Consider the following 18,977-nt stretch of genomic DNA (forward strand, 5'->3'; position numbering starts at 1 on the left):
CCGCGACCGGACCCATCTGCGGATGGTGAAGGTCGGGAGGAGGCGTGTCGTGTGGCTTTGCGGGAGGTGAGCGGCCACCGTTCTCCCTGGCAGGCATTGCCAACCCGTCGGCCGTCCGGCGCCCCCTCACAACCGGTGCGCCGCCCCCGTGGGAGTGGCCCCCCGCGTGTCCAGCATCAGCTGGGCCTTCACCGACAGGCCCTGGAGGTCGTACGTGCGGTGCGGCTGGAGCAGGATCGTCAGGTCTGCGTCGGCGACGGCCTCGTAGAGGGAGTCCGCGCGGGGGACCGGGCGGTCGAGGACGTTCCAGGACGGCACGTACGGGTCGTGGTAGCTGACGGAGGCGCCCAGCTCCATCAGCCGGGCCGCGATCTCCTGGGCCGGGGAGCCCTGCAGGTCGGCGAGGTCGGGCTTGTAGGTGACGCCGAGGAGGAGCACCCGCGCGCCGCGTGCGGACTTGCCGTGCTCGTTGAGGAGCGCGGCGGCGCGTTGCACGACGTAGCGCGGCATGCGGCCGTTGACCTCCTGGGCGAGTTCCGTCATGCGCAGGGTGCGGCCCACGTGGGCGGTCAGGTCCTGCGGTACGGCGTGGCCGCCGACGCCGGGGCCGGGGCGGAACGCCTGGAAGCCGAAGGGCTTGGTCTCCGCGCAGCGCAGGACGTCCCACAGGTCGATGCCCAGGTCGTGGCAGAGGGCGGCCATCTCGTTGACGAGGGCGATGTTGACGTGCCGGAAGTTGGTCTCGAGAAGCTGCACGGTCTCCGCCTCGCGCAGGCCGCGCGCGCGTACGACCTTGTCGGTGATGCGCCCGTAGAAGGCGGCGGCCGACTCGGTGCAGGCGGGGGTGAGACCGCCGATGACCTTGGGGGTGTTGGCGGGGGTGTGGTCACGGTTGCCGGGGTCGGCCCGGCTGGGGGAGTAGGCGAGGTGGAAGTCGTGCCCCGCGCGCAGGCCCGACACCGACTCGAGCAGGCGCAGCAGGGGGCCCTCCGTCGTCCCCGGCGGCACGGGGGACTCGAGGATCACCGTGGTGTGCGGGCGCAGCCATGCGGCGAGGGTGTGGGCGGCCGTCTCCACCTGGCCCAGGTCCAGTCCGCCGTCCGCACCGCGCGGCGTCGGCGCGCAGATGACCGCGGTGCGCACCCGGCCGAGTTCGGCCGCGTTGGCGGTCGTCCGGAAACCCCGCGCGAGCATGCGGCGATGTTCGGCGGCGCTGAGGGGGCCCGCCTCGGGGCCGGTCCGGTAACCGATGGTGGGGATGCCGGCGGCGACGGCGGCCTGGGCCAGGGGCAGGCCGTACGGGCCGAGTCCGATGACGGCGAGATCTGCGGGCATGGCGTGGGCCGTCCTTCCCAATAACCGGAGTGCGACAGGTGCGCAAGCCCTGTGGACCGGGCAGGCGAGCGCAATGTCAGACTAGGAGTAAATATGACCGATATGTGGGATTGGTCGGCTGAGTTTCGGTGAGTCGTCCTGCGGGGTCGTCCACAGGCCGGGGTCCGTGGTGGCTGAAGTCGGGCAAGCCGGTCAGAATCTGGGCATGAGGGTGGGGACCGGGCTTCGCCCGACGGGTGCGGCCGATGCGACCGATGAGCGGGAGGCAGCGGTGAGGACAGCGACACTGGGGCCGGCGCAGCGCGCCGAATCACTCGCGTCCATGGCCGAGCACGAGCTGGACGTGCTGGTGGTGGGCGGCGGCGTGGTCGGCGCGGGTACGGCGCTCGACGCCGCGACGCGCGGCCTGTCCACGGGCCTGGTCGAGGCGCGTGACTGGGCGTCGGGTACGTCCAGCCGGTCCAGCAAGCTGATCCACGGTGGTCTGCGCTACCTGGAGATGCTCGACTTCGTGCTCGTGCGGGAGGCGCTGAAGGAGCGCGGCCTGCTGCTGGAGCGGCTCGCCCCGCATCTGGTGCGCCCGGTGCCGTTCCTGTACCCGCTGCAGCACAAGGGCTGGGAGCGGCTCTACGCCGGAGCGGGCGTCGCGCTGTACGACACCATGGCGATGGCCAGGGGGCACGGGCGCGGCCTGCCCGCGCACCGTCACCTGACCCGCCGTCACGCCCTGCGCGTCGCGCCCTGCCTGAGGAAGGACGCACTGGTCGGAGCCCTGCAGTACTACGACGCCCAGATGGACGACGCCCGGTTCGTGGTGAACCTCGTACGGACGGCCGCGGCGTACGGTGCGAGGACGGCCAACGGCGCCCGGGTGACCGGGTTCCTGCGCGAGGGCGAGCGCGTCGTCGGCGCCCGGGTGCAGGACGTCGAGGGCGGCGGCGAGTACGAGATCCGGGCCGAGCAGGTCGTCAACGCCACCGGGGTGTGGACCGACGACACCCAGGCGATGGTCGGCGAACGCGGCCAGTTCCACGTGCGGGCCTCGAAGGGCATCCACCTGGTCGTCCCCAAGGACCGCATCCACTCCACGACCGGGCTCATCCTGCGCACCGAGAAGTCCGTGCTGTTCGTCATACCCTGGGGCAGGCACTGGATCGTGGGCACCACGGACACCGACTGGGACCTCGACAAGGCGCACCCGGCCGCGTCCAGCGCGGACATCGACTACCTGCTGGAGCACGTGAACTCGGTGCTCGCCGTGCCGTTGACGCGGGACGACGTGGAGGGCGTGTACGCGGGTCTGCGACCGCTGCTCGCCGGTGAATCGGACGCCACGAGCAAGCTGTCCCGCGAGCACACCGTGGCGCATCCCGTACCCGGGCTCGTCGTGGTGGCGGGCGGCAAGTACACGACGTACCGGGTCATGGCCAAGGACGCGGTGGACGCGGCGGTGCACGGACTCGACGCCCGTGTCGCCGACTGCGTCACCGAGAACACGCCGCTGGTGGGTGCCGAGGGGTACCACGCCCTGTGGAACGCCCGTGCGCGCACGGCCGCGCGCACCGGGCTGCACACGGTACGGGTGGAGCACCTGCTGCACCGGTACGGTGCGATGGCGGAGGAGGTCCTGGACCTCATCGCCGCGGACCCCGCGCTGGGCGAGCCGCTCCGGGCTGCCGACGACTATCTGCGTGCCGAGATCGCCTACGCCGCCTCGCACGAGGGCGCACGGCACCTGGACGACGTGCTGACCCGGCGCACCCGCATCTCGATCGAGACGTTCGACCGGGGTGTGCGCAGCGCCCGTGAGGCCGCCGAGCTGATGGCGTCGGTGCTGGGCTGGGACAAGGGCCAGATCGAGCGTGAGGTGCGGCACTACGAGAAGCGGGTGGAGGCCGAACGGGAGTCGCAGCGGCAGCCCGACGACCTGACGGCGGACGCGGCGCGGCTGGGGGCGCCGGACATCGTGCCGTTGTAGGCGCGCCGCGGACCACCGGCCCGAATCACTCGAACGGGTGACAAGGGGCGGGATATCCGTTCGGGGCCCGTCCGTTCTAGGAGGTGCGGGAGCAGAACTCGGCCGTGAGTACCGCGGGTTCGAGGCCGGGATCCGCTATCGAGTCCGTGTTCACGCGGAAGGTGAGGACACGCCGGCCGCCGACCGTGGCCGCGGTGCGCACGTAGCTGCCGGAGATGCGTCCGTTGTGTCCCCACACCGTGGTGCCGCACGGAAGCGTCACAGGAAACAGGCCCATGCCGTACGAGCCGTGTGCGGTGCGGGTGTCGAGCATCTCGCGCAGCCGGTGCGGGGGCAGCAGTTCACCGCCGAGCAGGGCCCCGTAGAAGCGGTCCAGGTCGGCGAGCGTGGTCACCAACTCGCCCGCGGCGCCGGCCACCCGCGGGTCGAGCCGGGTGACGTCGGTGCCGTCGGTCGCGTAGGAGCGGCCGTGCGGCGGGGGCAGAGAGGTCCGGGAGCCAGGGAAGGAGGTGCCCGTCAGACGCAGCGCAGCGATGATGCGGTGCTCGGCCTCGACGGCGTACGAGCGGCCGGTGACCTGTTCGACGACCAGGCCGAGCAGGACGTAGTTGGTGTTCGAGTAGGAGAAGCGGCCGGGAGCGGCCGGGGGGCGGGTGAGTGCGATGCGGACGGCCTGAAGAGGGGCGACCGGTACGGTGCCCCGCGTCTCCGCGGAGAAGTCGTGGAGGCCGCTGGTGTGGGTGAGCAGGGAGCGCAGGGTCAGCGCGCGGCCGTCGTTGCCCGCTTCCCGCACCAGAGCGGGCAGATGCTCCTCCACGGTGTCGGACAGGGACAGGCGGCCTTCGTCGGCCAGTTGCAGGACGACCGTGGCGACGAACGTCTTGGTGATGCTGCCGGCGCGGAAGTGGTCGGCGTGTCCGATGCCCGGGCCGGTGTCGGCGTAGCGGACGCCGGTCTCCTCCAGGGCCAGCAGGGCCGCGGCGGGGGCTCCACCTCGTGTGACCAGGAGCGGAAGGAGCGCGTCCGTAGGCGGGACGGCCGGGGCCGAGGAGGCGGTCGGGGCCAGGGCGAGCAGGGCCAGGAACACAGGAACGGCCAGTAGTGTCCGAAGCGGCTGCATCCCGGCTCCCCCCAGGTCGGAGGCCCATCATGCAGGGTAGGGGAGCGCGTTCGCCGCCCGGGTGCCGTGTGCGTTGGGCCCGAAGTGCGGCCAGAGGCACCCTGGGCGTCGAGCACTTGTCGGGTGAGGGACAATGAAGGCTCTGTCAGGGCGGGTTGCATGAGGGGACGCATGTCGGAGGCGGAGCGGGCGGGGACATCCCGTCAGGACAGGAGCGCACGTCTCCTCGCCGGGCGTTACCGGCTGGGAGATGTGCTCGGCCGCGGCGGCATGGGCACGGTGTGGCGGGCCCAGGACGAGACCCTGGGGCGGACCGTCGCCGTCAAGGAGCTCCGCTTCCCGTCGAACATCGACGAGGAGGAGAAGCGGCGGCTGATCACGCGGACGCTGCGCGAGGCCAAGGCGATCGCGCGGATCCGCAACAACAGCGCCGTGACCGTCTTCGACGTGGTCGAGGAGGACGACCGGCCCTGGATCGTGATGGAGCTCGTCGAGGGCAAGTCGCTCGCCGAGGCCATCCGGGAGGACGGTCTGCTGGAGCCGAAGCGCGCGGCGGAGGTCGGCCTCGCCATCCTGGACGTCCTGCGCTCCGCGCACCGCGAGGGCATCCTGCACCGCGACGTGAAGCCGTCGAACGTGCTGATCGCCGAGGACGGCCGGGTCGTGCTCACCGACTTCGGCATCGCCCAGGTCGAGGGAGATCCGTCCATCACCTCGACCGGCATGCTGGTCGGCGCCCCCTCCTACATCTCCCCGGAGCGGGCCCGCGGGCACAAGCCGGGGCCGGCGGCCGACCTGTGGTCGCTCGGCGGACTGCTGTACGCGGCGGTGGAGGGCACACCGCCGTACGACAAGGGGTCCGCGATCGCGACGCTCACGGCGGTGATGACCGAGCCGCTCGAGGAGCCGAAGAACGCGGGACCGCTCAGGGACGTCATCTACGGGCTGCTCACCAAGGACCCCGCCCAGCGGCTCGACGACAGCGGCGCCCGGGCCATGCTGAACGCGGTCCTGGACGCGCCCGCGTCCAAGGGGGCCGGGGAACCGGCGGACGCGACGAAGGTCGTGCCGCTGCCCGAGCAGCCGGACGAGCGCGCGGGCGCCGGGGGCAGGCGCGGCGAGGAGGCCGGGGAGAAGCTGCGGGGCGCGTTGCGTTCCGTGCGGAAGGCGGCGGTGGCGGCCGGCTCGGCCGGTGCCGCCGCGGCGGTCCGCGCCAAGTCCGGCGGCGGCAGCGCCGCTTCGGCCGCCGAACCGGCCACGGGAACCAGGAGCACGCCGACGGGCGCCTCCGGGACGAGGCCCGGCGTGACGTCGCCCTCCGCCCCGGCCGCGAAGCCGGCGGCCGGCGGCCGTGGCTCGGGCTGGCCGGTGATGACGCCGCCGGACCTGCCGGCCAGGCCCGTGCCGAGGGCGCCGCTCACCGATGTGGTGCCGCGGCGGACGCTGGTCATCATCGCGGTGGTCGTGGTGCTCGCCGTGCTCGGCATCGTGCTGGCCCTCACGCTCGGCGGCGACGACGGGGGCGACAAGGGAGCCGGCGGCAGCGGCGGCGCGACCGTCGCCAGCGGGACCCCGAGCGCCGACACCAAGGGCGACGAGGGCGACGGCACCCGGACCGACGGCACGGCGACCGAGTCGACGGGCACGGAATCGGGAGCGGGTGCGGCGACCGCCACCGCGGGCACCGGCGGCCCGGCCGGGAACGAGGACGAGGACGACGCCGGGAAGGAGGAGGACGGCGGCGGCACGTCGGCGACGGAGACGTACAACGGCGGCCAGGGGTACTCGATCGGGCTGCCCGCGGGATGGAAGTTCCGGTCGACGGGGGCCGCCGGGGACCGGTTCACCGGTCCCGACGGGCAGAAGCTGCTCATCGGCTGGACGACCACGCCGAAGGACGACCCGGTCGCGGACTGGAAGAACCAGGAGCGCGCCATGGTGCGCGCCCAGTACCAGCGCATCCGTATCGAGGCGGTGGAGTACCGCGGCTGGGACACGGCCGACTGGGAGTTCACCTATGTGGAGGGCGGGACCAAGTACCGGTCCATCGACCGGGGGACCGTCGTCGGCGACCGGCTCGGGTACGGGCTGATGTACACGGCCAGGGCCGCGGACTGGGACAGCGACCGGCGCAAGGACACCTGGCGGACGTTGACGAAGACGTTCCGGCCGAAGTCCTGAGCATGACCGGCCCGCGGAATGGGGAGTCAGATGTGGCATCCCCTCACTGCGGGTTGCCTCCGGCACGTATCGTGAATGCTTGCGGACCGTACGAAGCCGGGACGGCCCGCCGGGCGAACGGAACCGACCGACCGTAGTGCCGGGGGAGGCAACGTGGACGACTACGCGGGACGGGTTCTCGCCGACCGTTACCGCCTGCCGCTGCCGCCCTCCGACGAGTACGAGCTGACCGAGACCCGCGCCTTCGACACGTACAGCGGGCAGGAAGTCCTGGTCAGGCAGGTCCCGTTGCCGGAGGTCGTCGAGGCCGAGGTGCTGGACGCGGAAGGGCTGCCCGACGGTTTCACCGCCCGTGACGGAGGTGTGCGGCGGGGCGGTCCCGGGCCCGCGCGGGGGGGCACGCGGCGGCCCGCCGACCCGGTCGTGCGGCGCGCGCTCGAGGCGGCGCAGGCGGCGGCCGCCGTTCCCGACCACCCGCGCCTGGACCAGGTCTTCGACGTGTTCGCGGAGGGCGGTTCCCTGTGGATAGTCAGTGAACTCGTGCCCGCGCGTCCGCTCGCCGCCCTGCTCGCCGAGAAGCCGCTGTCCCCGTACCGGGCGGCCGAGGTGGCCTCCGACGTCCTGACCGCGCTGCGGGTACTGCACGCCCACGGCTGGGTGCACCGCAACATCACCGCGCGCACGGTGCTCGTCTGCGACGACGGCCGGGTGATGCTCACCGGCCTCGCGGTCGGCGCGGCCGAGGAGGCACTGTGCGGGTACGACCCGGTGCCCCCTCCGGACGAGGAGCCGGAGCGGACGGCGGGAGCGCTCGAGGCCCTGGGACCGGCGGCGCCCGCGGGAACGCCGGATACCGGGCGCGGCCCGTCCTGGCCACCCGGTTTCACCGCCGGCCCGGACCCCGACCCCGATGCCGCGCGCCGGGCCGCCATCGAGGCGCGGGCCGGCCGGCTGTCCGGCGGCGGAGCGGACACGGCGGGCGGTCTGTCGCCCGTGGTGGCCCCCAAGGCCCTCGACAGCGCGGGAGACGTGCGGGCGGCCCGCGCGGGGGCGATCGCCGCGTACCGGGCGGGCACCCGCGCCGCCGCCCGGGTGCAGGAGGCCCAGCAGAACGGCCGTGCCGCCCTGCCCGGCGCCCGGCCCGCCCCGGAGGGCGACGACGGCCCGGACTCCGCCCCGCAGCACGGTGACGGCTCCGCGCAGCCGCCGTACGTCTCCCGGCCGGGGGACGGGGGCGCGGGCACGACCGCCGCCGCGGTCCCGCCGGGGCAGATAGCGGACCCCTACGGCGTGGGCGCCACCGGACGGTACGGTGCCGCACCCCGTACGGGCGGAGACAGCGGACGCACCGCCCTCGGAACACCCGAAGCCCCCGCCCTCGAACCGGCGGCGGCCGCCGCTCCGCCCGCACGCTGGGACGACCTGGTGGCACACGCCCCCGCGCGCAGCGGCCCGGCCACCGCGCTGGCCGCCGAGCGGGCGCGGCAGGCACGCATGGCCGTCGTCGGCCCCGTGACGGAGCGGTGGGCGCCGGAGCAGGCCGGTCCCGTGCACGAGAACTGGCAGTTGGCCGCCCCGATCGGCCCCGCCACCGACCTCTGGGCGCTGGGCTCCCTGCTGTTCCGGGCCGTGCAGGGACACGCGCCCTACCCGGAGGAGTCGACGGCCGAGCTGGTGCAGATGGTGTGCGCCGAGCCGCCCGCGTTCGCCGAGGAGTGCGGGCCGCTGAGGCCGGTCGTGGAGTCGCTGCTGCGTCAGGATCCCACCGAACGCCTCGACTTCGAGGAACTGAGCGGCTGGCTGCGTTCGCTGGTGCGGTCGGCTCCCGAACCCGAGGCGGGTGTGCACGTCATAGCGGCGCCGCCGGTGGACGCCGGACGGCTGCCCGTCATACGGCGCCGGGGCGAGCTGGTGCGCAGGCGCCGGGCCGGGCTCCCCGCGCACCACGGACGGCACAAGCGGACCAGGCAGGACACCGGTTCCCCGCGCCGGCTCGGCCGCACCCTGCTCCTGCTGGTGCTGTTCGCCATGGCGGCGGCGATCGCGTACGCCATGCTGTTCATGCCGAAGTCCGGTGAGGAGAACACGGGTTCCACCGACCGTACCGGAGCCGCCGGTGGGGTGAGCCCCGTGCCGAGCCCACCGGACGCCGGCGGAGAGCCGGGAGACGGGAAGAGCCCGGCGGAGCCGGGGGACGACCCCGAGGAGTCGGACGCCTCCGCCGAGACGCAGACCACCGACCCGGAGGTCGCCGACGGCTTCACCCTGGCCAAGGACCCGGAGGGTTTCCGGATCGCCGTCGCCGAGGGCTGGCAGCGCACCGCGAAGAACGGCAGCGGCCAGGTCGTCTACGCGGGCGGTGACTTCGAGCTCATCGTCGTACCGGGCCGGGACAGCGCGCAGAAGTACGGCAGCGACCCGATGGCCTACCAGCGGGACGACGAGCGCGAGCTCCAGCCCTACCGCGACTCCAGCTGGGCCACCTCCACCGGTCTGAAGACCATCGAGGTGGGCGGACGGACCATGGCCGAGGGCCAGTTCACCTGGACCGGCGACGGCGGCGAGCTGTACGTACGCAACCTCGCGGCGCTGATCGACGGCCGCTACCACGTGGTGCAGGTGCGCGGTCCGGAGGCCGAACGGGACGAGGTGACACGGCTCTACGAGCAGGCCGCCGCGACCTACCGGTTCACCGGCTGACCACGGACTCCACGCCGCCACAGGCGTGTTGGTTGCCTGACGCCCCGGGCAGCGACAACTGTCACAGTGCGGTCTCCAAGGCGCCCCCTCGGTTCCCAGGACGCGCCGGGATACTTACGCTGGCTCTGTCAAGACCATTGCGGGGCAACGTGAATCAGATGCAGGGCTCGCTCGTCGCGGGCCGCTACCGGCTCGGCGAATCCATCGGGAGCGGTGGCATGGGCCGGGTGTGGCGCGCCCATGACGAGGTGCTGCACCGGGCCGTCGCCATCAAGGAACTGACCGCGGCGCTCTACGTCTCCGACAGCGAACAGGCCAGGCTGCTGGCCCGCACCCGCGCGGAGGCGCGGGCGGCCGCGCGGATCAACCACTCCGCCGTCGTCACGGTGCACGACGTGCTGGAGCACGACGGCCGGCCGTGGATCGTGATGGAGCTGGTCGAGGGCCGCTCGCTGGCCGACGAGGTGAAGGAACGGGAACGCGTCGAGCCCCGCGAGGCCGCGCGCATCGGCCTGTGGGTGCTGCGCGCGCTGCGGGCCGCGCACGCCGCCGGCGTGCTGCACCGTGACGTCAAGCCCGGCAACGTCCTCCTCGGCCGGGACGGCCGGGTGCTGCTCACCGACTTCGGCATCGCGCAGATCGACGGCGACACGGCCATCACCCGCACCGGCGAGGTCGTCGGCTCGGTCGACTACCTGGCCCCCGAGCGCGTCCGCGGCCACGACCCCGGCCCCTCCTCCGACCTGTGGGCGCTCGGCGCGACGCTGTACACGGCGGTGGAGGGCAGGTCGCCGTTCCGCCGCACCTCACCGCTGACCACCATGCAGGCGGTCGTCGAGGAGGAGGTCGAGGAGCCGCGGCACGCCGGCCCGCTCGCGCCCGTCATCAGCGCACTCCTGCACAAGGACCCGGCCGGCCGCCCCGACGCGGACCGGACCGAGCAGATGCTCGCCGAGGCCGCCGAGGGACGCCGGCCGCCCGCCGCACAGGAGTACGTGCCGACCCGGGCCGTCGACGCCCACGTGCCACTGCCGCACGAGACCCGGCCGGAGGCGGCCCCGCAGCACCCGCGCGGTGGTCCCACGGCCGTTCAGCAGCTGTACGCGCCCCCTGCCGTCGCCCCCCGCCGGCGGGTGCGCGGGCGGGTGATCGCCCTGGTCGTGGTCCTGGCGGCGATCATCGGCGGGGGAACCGCGGTGATGCTCCAGCAGGAGGAACGGGGCGGCACCACGGCCGGCCCGTCCCCGACGGCCACCGCCACCTCCACCCCCACGCCCGGCCCCACCGGGACGGGGCAGGCAGAGTCGCGGGGCGGCCTCCCGGAGGGCTGGGTCCGCCGCAGCGATCCCTACGGCTTCAGCATCGCCCTGCCCGGCGACGACTGGGAGCGCGAGGTCTTCGACGAGGGGACCCGGCAGGTCGACTACACGCCCGACGGCGGCAACCACTTCATCCGCATCGCCATCGACGACTCGCCCGACTTCGACGACCCGTACGAGCACCTGAGCGATCTGGACCAGCAGATAGGGGAGCGCCTGGTCGACTACCGGCGGATCGTTCTGGACCGCCGCGTCTACCGGGACCGCGAGAGCGCCCGGCTGGAGTACGGCTGGACCGCGCTGGCCAAGGACACCGGCTTCCCGGGGCCGCGCCGGGCGGTCGACCAGATGTACTTCTCGCGGAACGGGGTCGAGTACGCGATCTACATGTCCGGGCCGGCCGAGGACTGGGCCACGGCCCGCGAGCAGTTCGAGACGGTGCTGAAGGGGTGGCGCGAGCCCTGACGCCGGTGCCGGGCGCGGCTGCGCGCCGCTTGGCCGAATCGCCGTACCGGAGCCGACACATCCGGTGGGGCATGATGGGCCCATGGGGACCGACGGGGACGCCGAGAACGCGACCGCCAGGACCAACGGACGTGTCATAGCGGGCCGTTACCGTTTGGAGGCGAGGCTCGGACGCGGCGGCATGGGTGTGGTCTGGCGGGCCACCGACCAACTGCTCGGACGGGGGGTCGCCGTCAAGGAACTCCCCCTCGACGAGACGCTCTCCGCGGCGGACGCCCGGCGGCAGCGGGACCGCACCCTGCGCGAGGCGCGGGCCCTGGCCCAGTTGAGCCACCCGCACATCATCGTCGTCCACGACGTCGTCGAGGACGACGAACACCCGTACATCGTCCTGGAGCTGATCGACGGGCCGTCCCTCGCCGACCGGATCGCCGAGCAGGGACCGGTCGACGCCGCGGAGGCCGCGCGGATCGGGATCGACCTGCTCGGCGCGCTGCGCGCCGCCCACACGGCCGGTGTGCTGCACCGCGACCTCAAGCCCGCCAACGTCCTGCTGGAGAACGGCACCGGCCGGGTCGTCCTCACCGACTTCGGCATCGCCCGGGTGTCGGGCTCCACCACGCTCACCGAGACCGGCTCCTTCGTCGGCTCGCCCGAGTACACCGCCCCCGAGCGGATGTCCGGCGCCAGGACGGGACCGGAGTCCGACCTGTGGTCGCTGGGCGCGCTGCTGTGCACGGCGCTCAGCGGCGAGTCGCCGTTCCGGCGGGACTCCCTCGGCGGGGTCCTGCACGCCGTCGTGGTCGACGAGATACGGCCGCCCGCCGAGGCGGGGCCGATTCTTCCCGTGGTGCGCGGTCTGCTGGAGCGTGACCCCGACCGCCGGCTGGACGCGGACCGGGCCGAGCGGATGCTGCGGGCGTTCCGGGAGACGGGCCGTACGCCGGAGTCGGCGCCCCCCGGACCGCTGCCCGCGGACCGGGACGCGCCCCGCCGGCGGCCCCCGGTGCGGCGGGGGGACGTGGCCGGGGGGCCCGAGGCGCTTCCGGCCCGGCGGCAGCCCACGAGGGGCGCGCTCGTCGCGGCACTGGCGGTCGCCGCCATGGTGGGAGCGGGGGTGTCCGCGGCGGCGCTGCTCCTGCAGGACCGGGGCGACGACGGAGGGGGCACGCCGACGAGCACGGCTCCGGAGACACCCGCGAGCGCATCGTCCTCCGGGCCCCCGAGTTCCTCGGCCCCTCCCACGCCGACCGACGCCTCGATCCGGCCGCATAGCACCGTAAACGGGAGATAAGCCCTCGCGAGGGTCACGGGTCTGTGACCGGTCGGCGTCCGCAGTGGATACGTGAGGGCTTGGCGCGATATGGATGAACCATGAACAACGACGGGGGAGCCCGCCACGGGGCCGACGAGCCCACCAGTTTCGGTCTGCAACCGCCGAACCCGAACCCGCCCGCGGCCGTGCCGCACCCCGGCAATCCGTACGCGGCGCCGACCCAGGTGGTTCCGCCGCAGCCGCACGGCCGGGCGCCGGAACGGACGCAGTACCGGCCGACGCTCCCGGAGCCCACGTCCGACCCCGGCGCCGGCCGGCTGATCGCCGGCCGTTACCGGCTGCTCGCCAAGCTCGGACACGGCGGCATGGGCACGGTGTGGCGGGCCAAGGACGAGACCGTCGACCGCGAGGTCGCCGTCAAGGAGCCGCGCGTCCCGGACCACCTTCCCGAACGCGAACGCTCCAACGCCTTCGAGCGGATGCGCCGCGAGGCCCGCGCCGCCGCCCGACTCGACCACCCCGCGGTGGTCGACGTCCACGACGTCGCGGTGGTCGACGGCCGGCCGTGGATCGTGATGGAACTGGTCCAGGGCCGTTCGCTGGGCCAGGTGCTGCAGGACGAGGGCACCCTCTCCGCGCGCGAGGCGGCCAGGGTCGGCCTGGAGGTGCTCGGCGCGCTGGAGGCCGCCCACGCGGCGGGCGTCCTGCACCGGGACGTGAAACCGGACAACGTGCTGCTCGGCCGGTACGACCGGGTCGTCCTCACCGACTTCGGCATCGCCCAGATCGAGGGCGAGACCAATCTGACCGACACCGGCGGCTTCGTCGGCTCGCCCGAGTACATCGCCCCGGAACGGGTGCTGGGGCAGCGTCCCGGCCCCGCCTCCGACCTGTGGTCGCTCGGTGTGGTGCTGTACGCGGCGACGGAGGGCGTCTCGCCGTTCCGTCGCAGCAACACCCCCGCCACCCTCCAGTCGGTCCTCAACGCCACGCCGGCGCCGCCCGCCTCCGCGCAGGGGCCGCTGGCCGAGATCATCACCGGGCTGCTGCAGAAGGACCCGGCGCGCCGTCCGAACGCCGCCCAGGTCCGCACCGCACTGGAGACGGCCGCGAACCCGCCCGCCCCGCAGCCCACGCAGGTGACCCGGTTCCCCGCCCCGGGCTCCGGCGGCAAGGGCGTCCGGATCGGCCGCAAGACGCTGACGGCGCTGGGCGCGGCGGTCGTCGCGGGGACGCTGGCCGCCTACCTGGTGATCGCCGACCCGTTCGCGGGGCCGCTGCCGGACGGCTGGAAGCAGCACGACCTCGGGAGCGAGGTGGGCGCCGGCGTCGCGGTGCCCGAGGACTTCGTGCGGGAGGAGCAGGCCGAGGACTCGGACGGGACCGTCGCCTCCTTCACCGACCCGAGCGGACTGGTGCGGGTCGAGGTCGACCGCGACGTCAAGGCCGAGGACGAGAACGGCGACATCGAGGCCTCGGCCTCGGAACGGGCGTTCGCGCACTGGGAGGAGCTGAGGGACGGCGAGTACGGCTGGGGCATCGCCGGCACGCCGGCCCCGAAGGGCAAGCCGCGCGAGACGACGTACAAGGACCGTGAGGCGGCCACGAACACCATCGTCTACACGACGACCACCAGCCCGGCGGTGGTGCGCGAGGCGCAGGTCGTGTACTACCGGAGCGAGGACGGCGACATGTACCGGCTCTGGATCGTGTACCCGGGCAAGGGCTACTTCGCCGAGGACGGCCGGGAGATCGCCCGCACGGTCATCGGCTCGTGGGACATCCGGCGGCTCTGACCGAGCCGACGTCCGCCAACGGCCTGATCAGGAGCTTTGTTGCCAGTGCTCACTGGCGTGATGTGTGAGCCGTGCGGGAATCCGTTACCGACGGGTACACAAAGTGTTCTCCCCGGCATACCCTGCGCCTCATGACGGACGCGCAGACTCGGGAAACGACCGGCACCAACCCCCTCGCCCCCGCGCCTGCGGGTGCCCGCACCGCCGCCGACGTGGTCACGCCGGAGCTGGTCGCCCAGCTCACCAAGGGCGTGGCCGGTTCCGGCCGGACCGCCAACCACACGCCGTTCACCGGTGAGAAGCTGGCCGACCTGCCCGAGTCGACGCCCGAGGACGTCGCGAAGGCCTTCGAGGCGGCCCGCGCCGCCCAGGCCGTCTGGGCGAGGATCCCGGTACGGGAGCGCGCCGCCGTCCTGCTGCGCTTCCACGACCTGGTGCTGAGCCGCCAGGCCGAGGTGCTCGACCTGATCCAGCTGGAGACCGGCAAGGCCCGGCTGCACGCCCACGAGGAGGTGCAGGCCGTCGCCGTCGCCGCCCGCCACTACGGCCGCCGGGCCGCCGCCTACCTGCGGCCCAAGCGGCACGCGGGCGCCATGCCCGCCCTGACGAAGGTCACCGAACTGCGCCACCCGCGCGGTGTCGTGGGTCAGATCGCGCCCTGGAACTACCCCCTCGAACTCTCCGTCGGCGACGCGCTCCCGGCGTTCGCCGCGGGCAACGCGGTCGTGATGAAGCCCGACACGGAGACCTGCCTCACCGCACTGTGGGCCCGTGACCTGCTGATCGAGGCCGGACTGCCCGCCGACGTCTTCCAGGTGGTCCTCGGCGAGGGCCCGGTGGTGGGCCCCGAGGTGGTCCGGCACGCCGACTACGTCTCCTTCACCGGATCCACCCGCACCGGCCGCGAGGTCGCCCAGGGGGCCGCCGCCCGGCTGGTCGGCGTCTCCCTCGAACTCGGCGGCAAGAACGCCATGCTGGTCCTGGAGGACGCCGACCTCGACAAGGCCGCCGCGGGCGCCGTCCGCGCCTGCTTCTCCAGCGCGGGCCAGCTGTGCATCTCCATCGAGCGGCTGTACGTCCACGAGTCGGTCGCGGACGCCTTCCTGGAGCGCTTCGCCGCCCGCACCAGGGCGATCCGCCTCGGCGCGTCCCTCGCCTACGGCGCCGGCATGGGCTCGCTGGCCGGGCAACGCCAGCTGGACGCCGTCACCCGGCACGTCGACGACGCCGTCGCCAAGGGCGCCAAGGTGCTCGCGGGCGGCACCGCCCGCCCGGACATCGGCCCCTACTTCTACGAACCGACCATCCTCGAGGGCGTCGAGGCCCCGATGAGCGTCTGCTCCGAGGAGACCTTCGGCCCGGTCGTCTCCGTCCACCGCTTCTCCTCCGACGACGAGGCGGTCGAACGCGCCAACTCCACCCCGTACGGTCTGAACTCCTCCGTCTGGACCAGGGACGCCCGGCGGGGTCGCGAGATCGCCGCCCGGCTGCGCACCGGCACGGTCAACATCAACGAGGGGTACGCGGCCGCGTACGGCAGCGTCCAGTCCCCGATGGGCGGCATGAAGGACTCCGGCCTCGGCCGCCGCCACGGCTCCGAGGGCATCCTCAAGTACACCGAGGCCCAGACCGTCGCCCACCAGCGCCTCCTCCCGATGGCCCCGTCACTGGGCATGGACGACGAGAAGTACGCGGCCCTCATGAGCCGCAGCCTGCGCCTGATGAAGGCGTTCCGTTTCCGGTAGGGCCCGCCCCCGGCGCCACCGCTTTCAACGAGGAGAGCACGTGTCACAGGAGAACTCCGCCCACGGACCGGACGACGGCTCCGGCCACGACTACGACGTCATCGTCGTCGGCTCGGGATTCGGCGGTTCCGTCTCGGCGCTCCGGCTGACCGAGAAGGGCTACCGCGTCGCGGTCCTGGAGGCCGGCCGCCGCTTCACCCGCGAGACCCTGCCGAAGAACTCCTGGGACCTGAAGAACTACCTCTGGGCGCCGAAGCTCGGCATGTACGGCATCCAGCGCATCCACCTGCTCGGCAACGTCATGGTGCTGGCCGGCGCGGGCGTCGGCGGCGGCTCGCTCAACTACGCCAACACCCTCTACGTACCGCCGAAGCCGTTCTTCGAGGACCCGCAGTGGGGGCACATCACCGACTGGCAGGAGGAGCTGGGCCCGTACTACGACCAGGCGAGGCGCATGCTCGGCGTACGGCTCAACCCGACCATGACCCCGTCGGACGTGCACCTGAAGGCGGCGGCCGAGCGGATGGGCGTGGGCGGCAGCTTCCACATGGCCCCGGTCGGCGTCTTCTTCGGCGACGGCGAGGACGCCGACGGGAAGACGAAGGCGAAGCCGGGACAGGAGGTGCCGGACCCGTACTTCGGCGGGGCGGGGCCGTCGCGCCGGGCCTGTGCCGAGTGCGGCGAGTGCATGACCGGCTGCCGGCACGGCGCGAAGAACACCCTCAACGAGAACTACCTCCACCTCGCCGAGAAGGCGGGTGCGGTCGTGCACCCCATGACGACGGTCGTGTCGGTCACGGAGGACTCGCGGGGCGGGTTCGCCGTCGCCACGCTCCCGACCGACGACCGCCGCAAGGGCAAGGGGCGGACCTTCCGCGCCCGCCGGGTCGTCCTGGCCGCCGGCACCTACGGCACCCAGACGCTGCTGCACCGGATGAAGGCGGGCGGTCAACTGCCGCACCTCTCGAAGAGGCTGGGTGAACTGACCCGCACCAACTCCGAAGCCCTGGTCGGCGCGCAGACCGACGACCGCCGCTACCGCAGGGCCACCGGCGCGCCGAAGGCCGACTTCACCCGCGGTGTGGCCATCACGTCGTCGATCCATCCAGACGAGAACACCCACATCGAGCCGGTCCGCTACGGCCGGGGCTCCAACTCGATGGGCGGGCTGTCGATCCTCCAGGTGCCGTACGCGGGCGGCGGCTCGGGCACCGCCCGGGTGCTCGGCTGGCTGGGCAACGTGGCGCGGCACCCCTGGCTGCTGCTCCGTTCGCTGTCCAACCGGCGCTGGTCGGAGCGGACCATCATCGGACTGGTGATGCAGTCGCTGGACAACTCCCTGACGACGTACCTCAAGCCGTCCGGGGCCGGCCGCGGGCTGCTCACCGCCCGGCAGGGCCACGGCGCCCCCAACCCCAAGCAGATCAAGGCGGCCACCGACGGCGCGTCGGCGCTGGCGGCCGAGATCAACGGCTTCGCCGGATCCAACGTCGGCGAGCTGACGGGGATGCCGCTGACCGCCCACTTCCTGGGGGGCTGCCCGATCGGCGGCTCCCGCGAGACCGGTGTGATCGACCCGTACCACCGCCTCTACGGCCACCCGGGCATCTCGGTGGTGGACGGGGCGGCGGTCTCGGCGAACCTGGGCGTCAACCCCTCCCTGACCATCACGGCGCAGGCCGAGCGGGCGATGTCGTACTGGCCCAACAAGGGCGAGGCCGACCCGCGCCCCGCGCAGGGGGAGGCCTACCGGCGCCTGGAGCCGGTCGAGCCGAAGTCCCCGGCGGTCCCGGCGGAGGCGTTCGGAGCGCTGCGGCTGCCGTTCCTGGGGATGCCGGCGGTGCCGCCGAAGAAGTAAAGGGAAAAGGACCTGTGCCCCCCTCCGAGCTCAGGTCCTTCGCCCTTGTCCTGGGTGATGCCGCACACGGTGCGGCCGGGCGGCGTTACGCCTCCGAACCGGCCCTGCGCCGGCGCACCACGAACACCGCACCGGCGCCGGCCACGACGGCGGCGCCACCGGCCAGGCCGATCATCGGCAGAGCGGAGTTCGAACCGGTCGCGGCGAGGGTGCCGGTGACCTTGACGTCCTTCACCTTCTTCACCTTGTCGAGCTCGACCTTGCCGCCGGTCTGCGGCTTGGCGTCGTTCGGCTTCCCGGGGGCGGAGCCTGCGGCCAGGATGTCGAAGAAGTAGATCCAGCCGTTGGCGTCGTCGGCGACCCAGCAGCCGTCGTCGTCCGCGTACTCGGCCAGGCCGCCGGTGATGCCGAGCGCGTCGGGCACCTCGCCGGAGACGCTGAGCCGCAGCTGGTACGAGGTCGACCGGCCGGCGCCGAGCGAGAACGCGGCGAAGGTACTGCCCTCACCGGCGGTGTCCGCCAGGGTGGTCCACTTCCCCGCGGCCTTGTCGAACACCTGAACGGTGATCTGGCCGGAGTAGTCCTCCGCGTCCCAGCCGACGGCGGCGACGCCGATCAGCGGCTTGATGTCCTTGATCTCCTCGTCGCCGCGGTTGGAGACGTTGAACGAGAACGCCTTCCAGCCGCTGCCGGCGACGATCGTCTCGGGCAGGCCGACCAGACCGCTCTTCAGCTCGACGCTGAGCTTGGCGGTGCCGCCCTTCTCGTCGAGGCACAGCTCGACGTCGTCCTCGTCCTCTGCCGGGGGGTTCTCGTCCTCGGCGGGCGGCTTTTCGCCTTCTGCCGGGGGGTTCTCGTCCTCGGCGGGCGGGTTCTCGTCTTCTGCCGGGGGGTTCTCGTCCTCGGCGGGCGGGTTCTCGTCTTCTGCCGGGGGGTTCTCGTCCTCGGCGGGCGGGTTCTCGTCTTCTGCCGGGGGGTTCTCGTCCTCGGCGGGCGGGTTCTCGTCTTCTGCCGGGGGGTTCTCGTCCTCGGCGGGCGGGTTCTCGTCTTCTGCCGGGGGGTTCTCGCCCTCGGCGGAAGCACTCGTCGACGTGCTCGGCGTCTCCTCACCACCGGTCGCGAAGGCCGCCGGGGCCGAGAGCAGGGCCAGCGGCGCTATGACGGCCGTCGCGGCCGCCACGGCCATGGCGCGGCGAAGCTTCAT

11 protein-coding genes are annotated in these 18,977 nt (G+C 73.3%); 8 read left to right on the top strand and 3 right to left on the bottom strand.

What is annotated here, in order from left to right:
* Positions 1 to 126 precede the first annotated feature (126 nt).
* Positions 127 to 1,335: a nucleotide sugar dehydrogenase gene (locus tag ACZ8ZB_RS20725; protein WP_470739154.1), complete on the bottom strand. Its 1,209-nt coding sequence runs from the start codon at positions 1,333 to 1,335 to the stop codon at positions 127 to 129.
* A gap of 271 nt (positions 1,336 to 1,606) precedes the next feature.
* Between ACZ8ZB_RS20725 and ACZ8ZB_RS20730 the strand changes: the two genes are divergently transcribed.
* A complete protein-coding gene (locus ACZ8ZB_RS20730) occupies positions 1,607 to 3,313 on the top strand; it encodes a glycerol-3-phosphate dehydrogenase/oxidase (RefSeq protein WP_470739155.1) in 1,707 nt (568 codons plus the stop codon).
* A gap of 76 nt (positions 3,314 to 3,389) precedes the next feature.
* Here ACZ8ZB_RS20730 and ACZ8ZB_RS20735 read toward each other — a convergent pair whose 3' ends face one another.
* Complete coding sequence (locus ACZ8ZB_RS20735) at positions 3,390 to 4,433, bottom strand: serine hydrolase domain-containing protein (RefSeq protein ID WP_470739156.1); 1,044 nt, start codon at positions 4,431 to 4,433, stop codon at positions 3,390 to 3,392.
* Between the two features lie 171 nt (positions 4,434 to 4,604).
* On the opposite strand from ACZ8ZB_RS20735, the gene ACZ8ZB_RS20740 reads away from it, so the two are divergent.
* From ACZ8ZB_RS20740 to ACZ8ZB_RS20770, 7 genes are all read left to right on the top strand, one after another.
* Positions 4,605 to 6,614: a protein kinase domain-containing protein gene (locus tag ACZ8ZB_RS20740; RefSeq protein ID WP_470739157.1), complete on the top strand. Its 2,010-nt coding sequence runs from the start codon at positions 4,605 to 4,607 to the stop codon at positions 6,612 to 6,614.
* Between the two features lie 153 nt (positions 6,615 to 6,767).
* Positions 6,768 to 9,314 carry a protein kinase gene (locus tag ACZ8ZB_RS20745; RefSeq protein ID WP_470739158.1) on the top strand — a complete coding sequence of 849 codons (2,547 nt, stop codon included), beginning with the start codon at positions 6,768 to 6,770 and terminating at the stop codon, positions 9,312 to 9,314.
* A 158-nt stretch (positions 9,315 to 9,472) separates the two neighbouring features.
* Complete coding sequence (locus ACZ8ZB_RS20750) at positions 9,473 to 11,098, top strand: serine/threonine-protein kinase (protein WP_470739159.1); 1,626 nt, start codon at positions 9,473 to 9,475, stop codon at positions 11,096 to 11,098.
* Between the two features lie 82 nt (positions 11,099 to 11,180).
* Positions 11,181 to 12,392, top strand: a complete 1,212-nt coding sequence (locus ACZ8ZB_RS20755; protein WP_470739160.1) for a serine/threonine-protein kinase — start codon at positions 11,181 to 11,183, stop codon at positions 12,390 to 12,392.
* A gap of 80 nt (positions 12,393 to 12,472) precedes the next feature.
* Positions 12,473 to 14,170, top strand: coding sequence for a serine/threonine-protein kinase (locus ACZ8ZB_RS20760; protein WP_470739161.1), 1,698 nt, complete (start codon positions 12,473 to 12,475; stop codon positions 14,168 to 14,170).
* 131 nt (positions 14,171 to 14,301) lie between these two features.
* Positions 14,302 to 15,915 carry a succinic semialdehyde dehydrogenase gene (locus ACZ8ZB_RS20765; protein WP_470739162.1) on the top strand — a complete coding sequence of 538 codons (1,614 nt, stop codon included), beginning with the start codon at positions 14,302 to 14,304 and terminating at the stop codon, positions 15,913 to 15,915.
* Positions 15,916 to 15,955: 40 nt separating this feature from the next.
* Entirely contained in the window at positions 15,956 to 17,773 is a 1,818-nt protein-coding gene (locus ACZ8ZB_RS20770) for a GMC family oxidoreductase N-terminal domain-containing protein (protein ID WP_470739163.1), read from the top strand.
* 85 nt (positions 17,774 to 17,858) lie between these two features.
* Here the strand turns inward: ACZ8ZB_RS20770 and ACZ8ZB_RS20775 are convergent, their stop codons facing one another.
* The gene (locus ACZ8ZB_RS20775; RefSeq protein ID WP_470739164.1) at positions 17,859 to 18,977 is read right to left on the bottom strand and encodes an LPXTG cell wall anchor domain-containing protein; all 1,119 of its coding nucleotides are present in this window, start codon (positions 18,975 to 18,977) and stop codon (positions 17,859 to 17,861) included.

Source organism: Streptomyces sp. 12E, from assembly GCF_055633275.1.

Coding starts and splice junctions, on each gene's coding strand:
- ACZ8ZB_RS20725 (WP_470739154.1), bottom strand. CDS start 1,335: ATGCCCGCAGATCTCGCCGTCATCGGACTCGGCCCGTACGGCCTGCCC.
- ACZ8ZB_RS20735 (WP_470739156.1), bottom strand. CDS start 4,433: ATGCAGCCGCTTCGGACACTACTGGCCGTTCCTGTGTTCCTGGCCCTG.
- ACZ8ZB_RS20740 (WP_470739157.1), top strand. CDS start 4,605: ATGTCGGAGGCGGAGCGGGCGGGGACATCCCGTCAGGACAGGAGCGCA.
- ACZ8ZB_RS20750 (WP_470739159.1), top strand. CDS start 9,473: ATGCAGGGCTCGCTCGTCGCGGGCCGCTACCGGCTCGGCGAATCCATC.
- ACZ8ZB_RS20755 (WP_470739160.1), top strand. CDS start 11,181: ATGGGGACCGACGGGGACGCCGAGAACGCGACCGCCAGGACCAACGGA.
- ACZ8ZB_RS20760 (WP_470739161.1), top strand. CDS start 12,473: ATGAACAACGACGGGGGAGCCCGCCACGGGGCCGACGAGCCCACCAGT.
- ACZ8ZB_RS20765 (WP_470739162.1), top strand. CDS start 14,302: ATGACGGACGCGCAGACTCGGGAAACGACCGGCACCAACCCCCTCGCC.
- ACZ8ZB_RS20775 (WP_470739164.1), bottom strand. CDS start 18,977: ATGAAGCTTCGCCGCGCCATGGCCGTGGCGGCCGCGACGGCCGTCATA.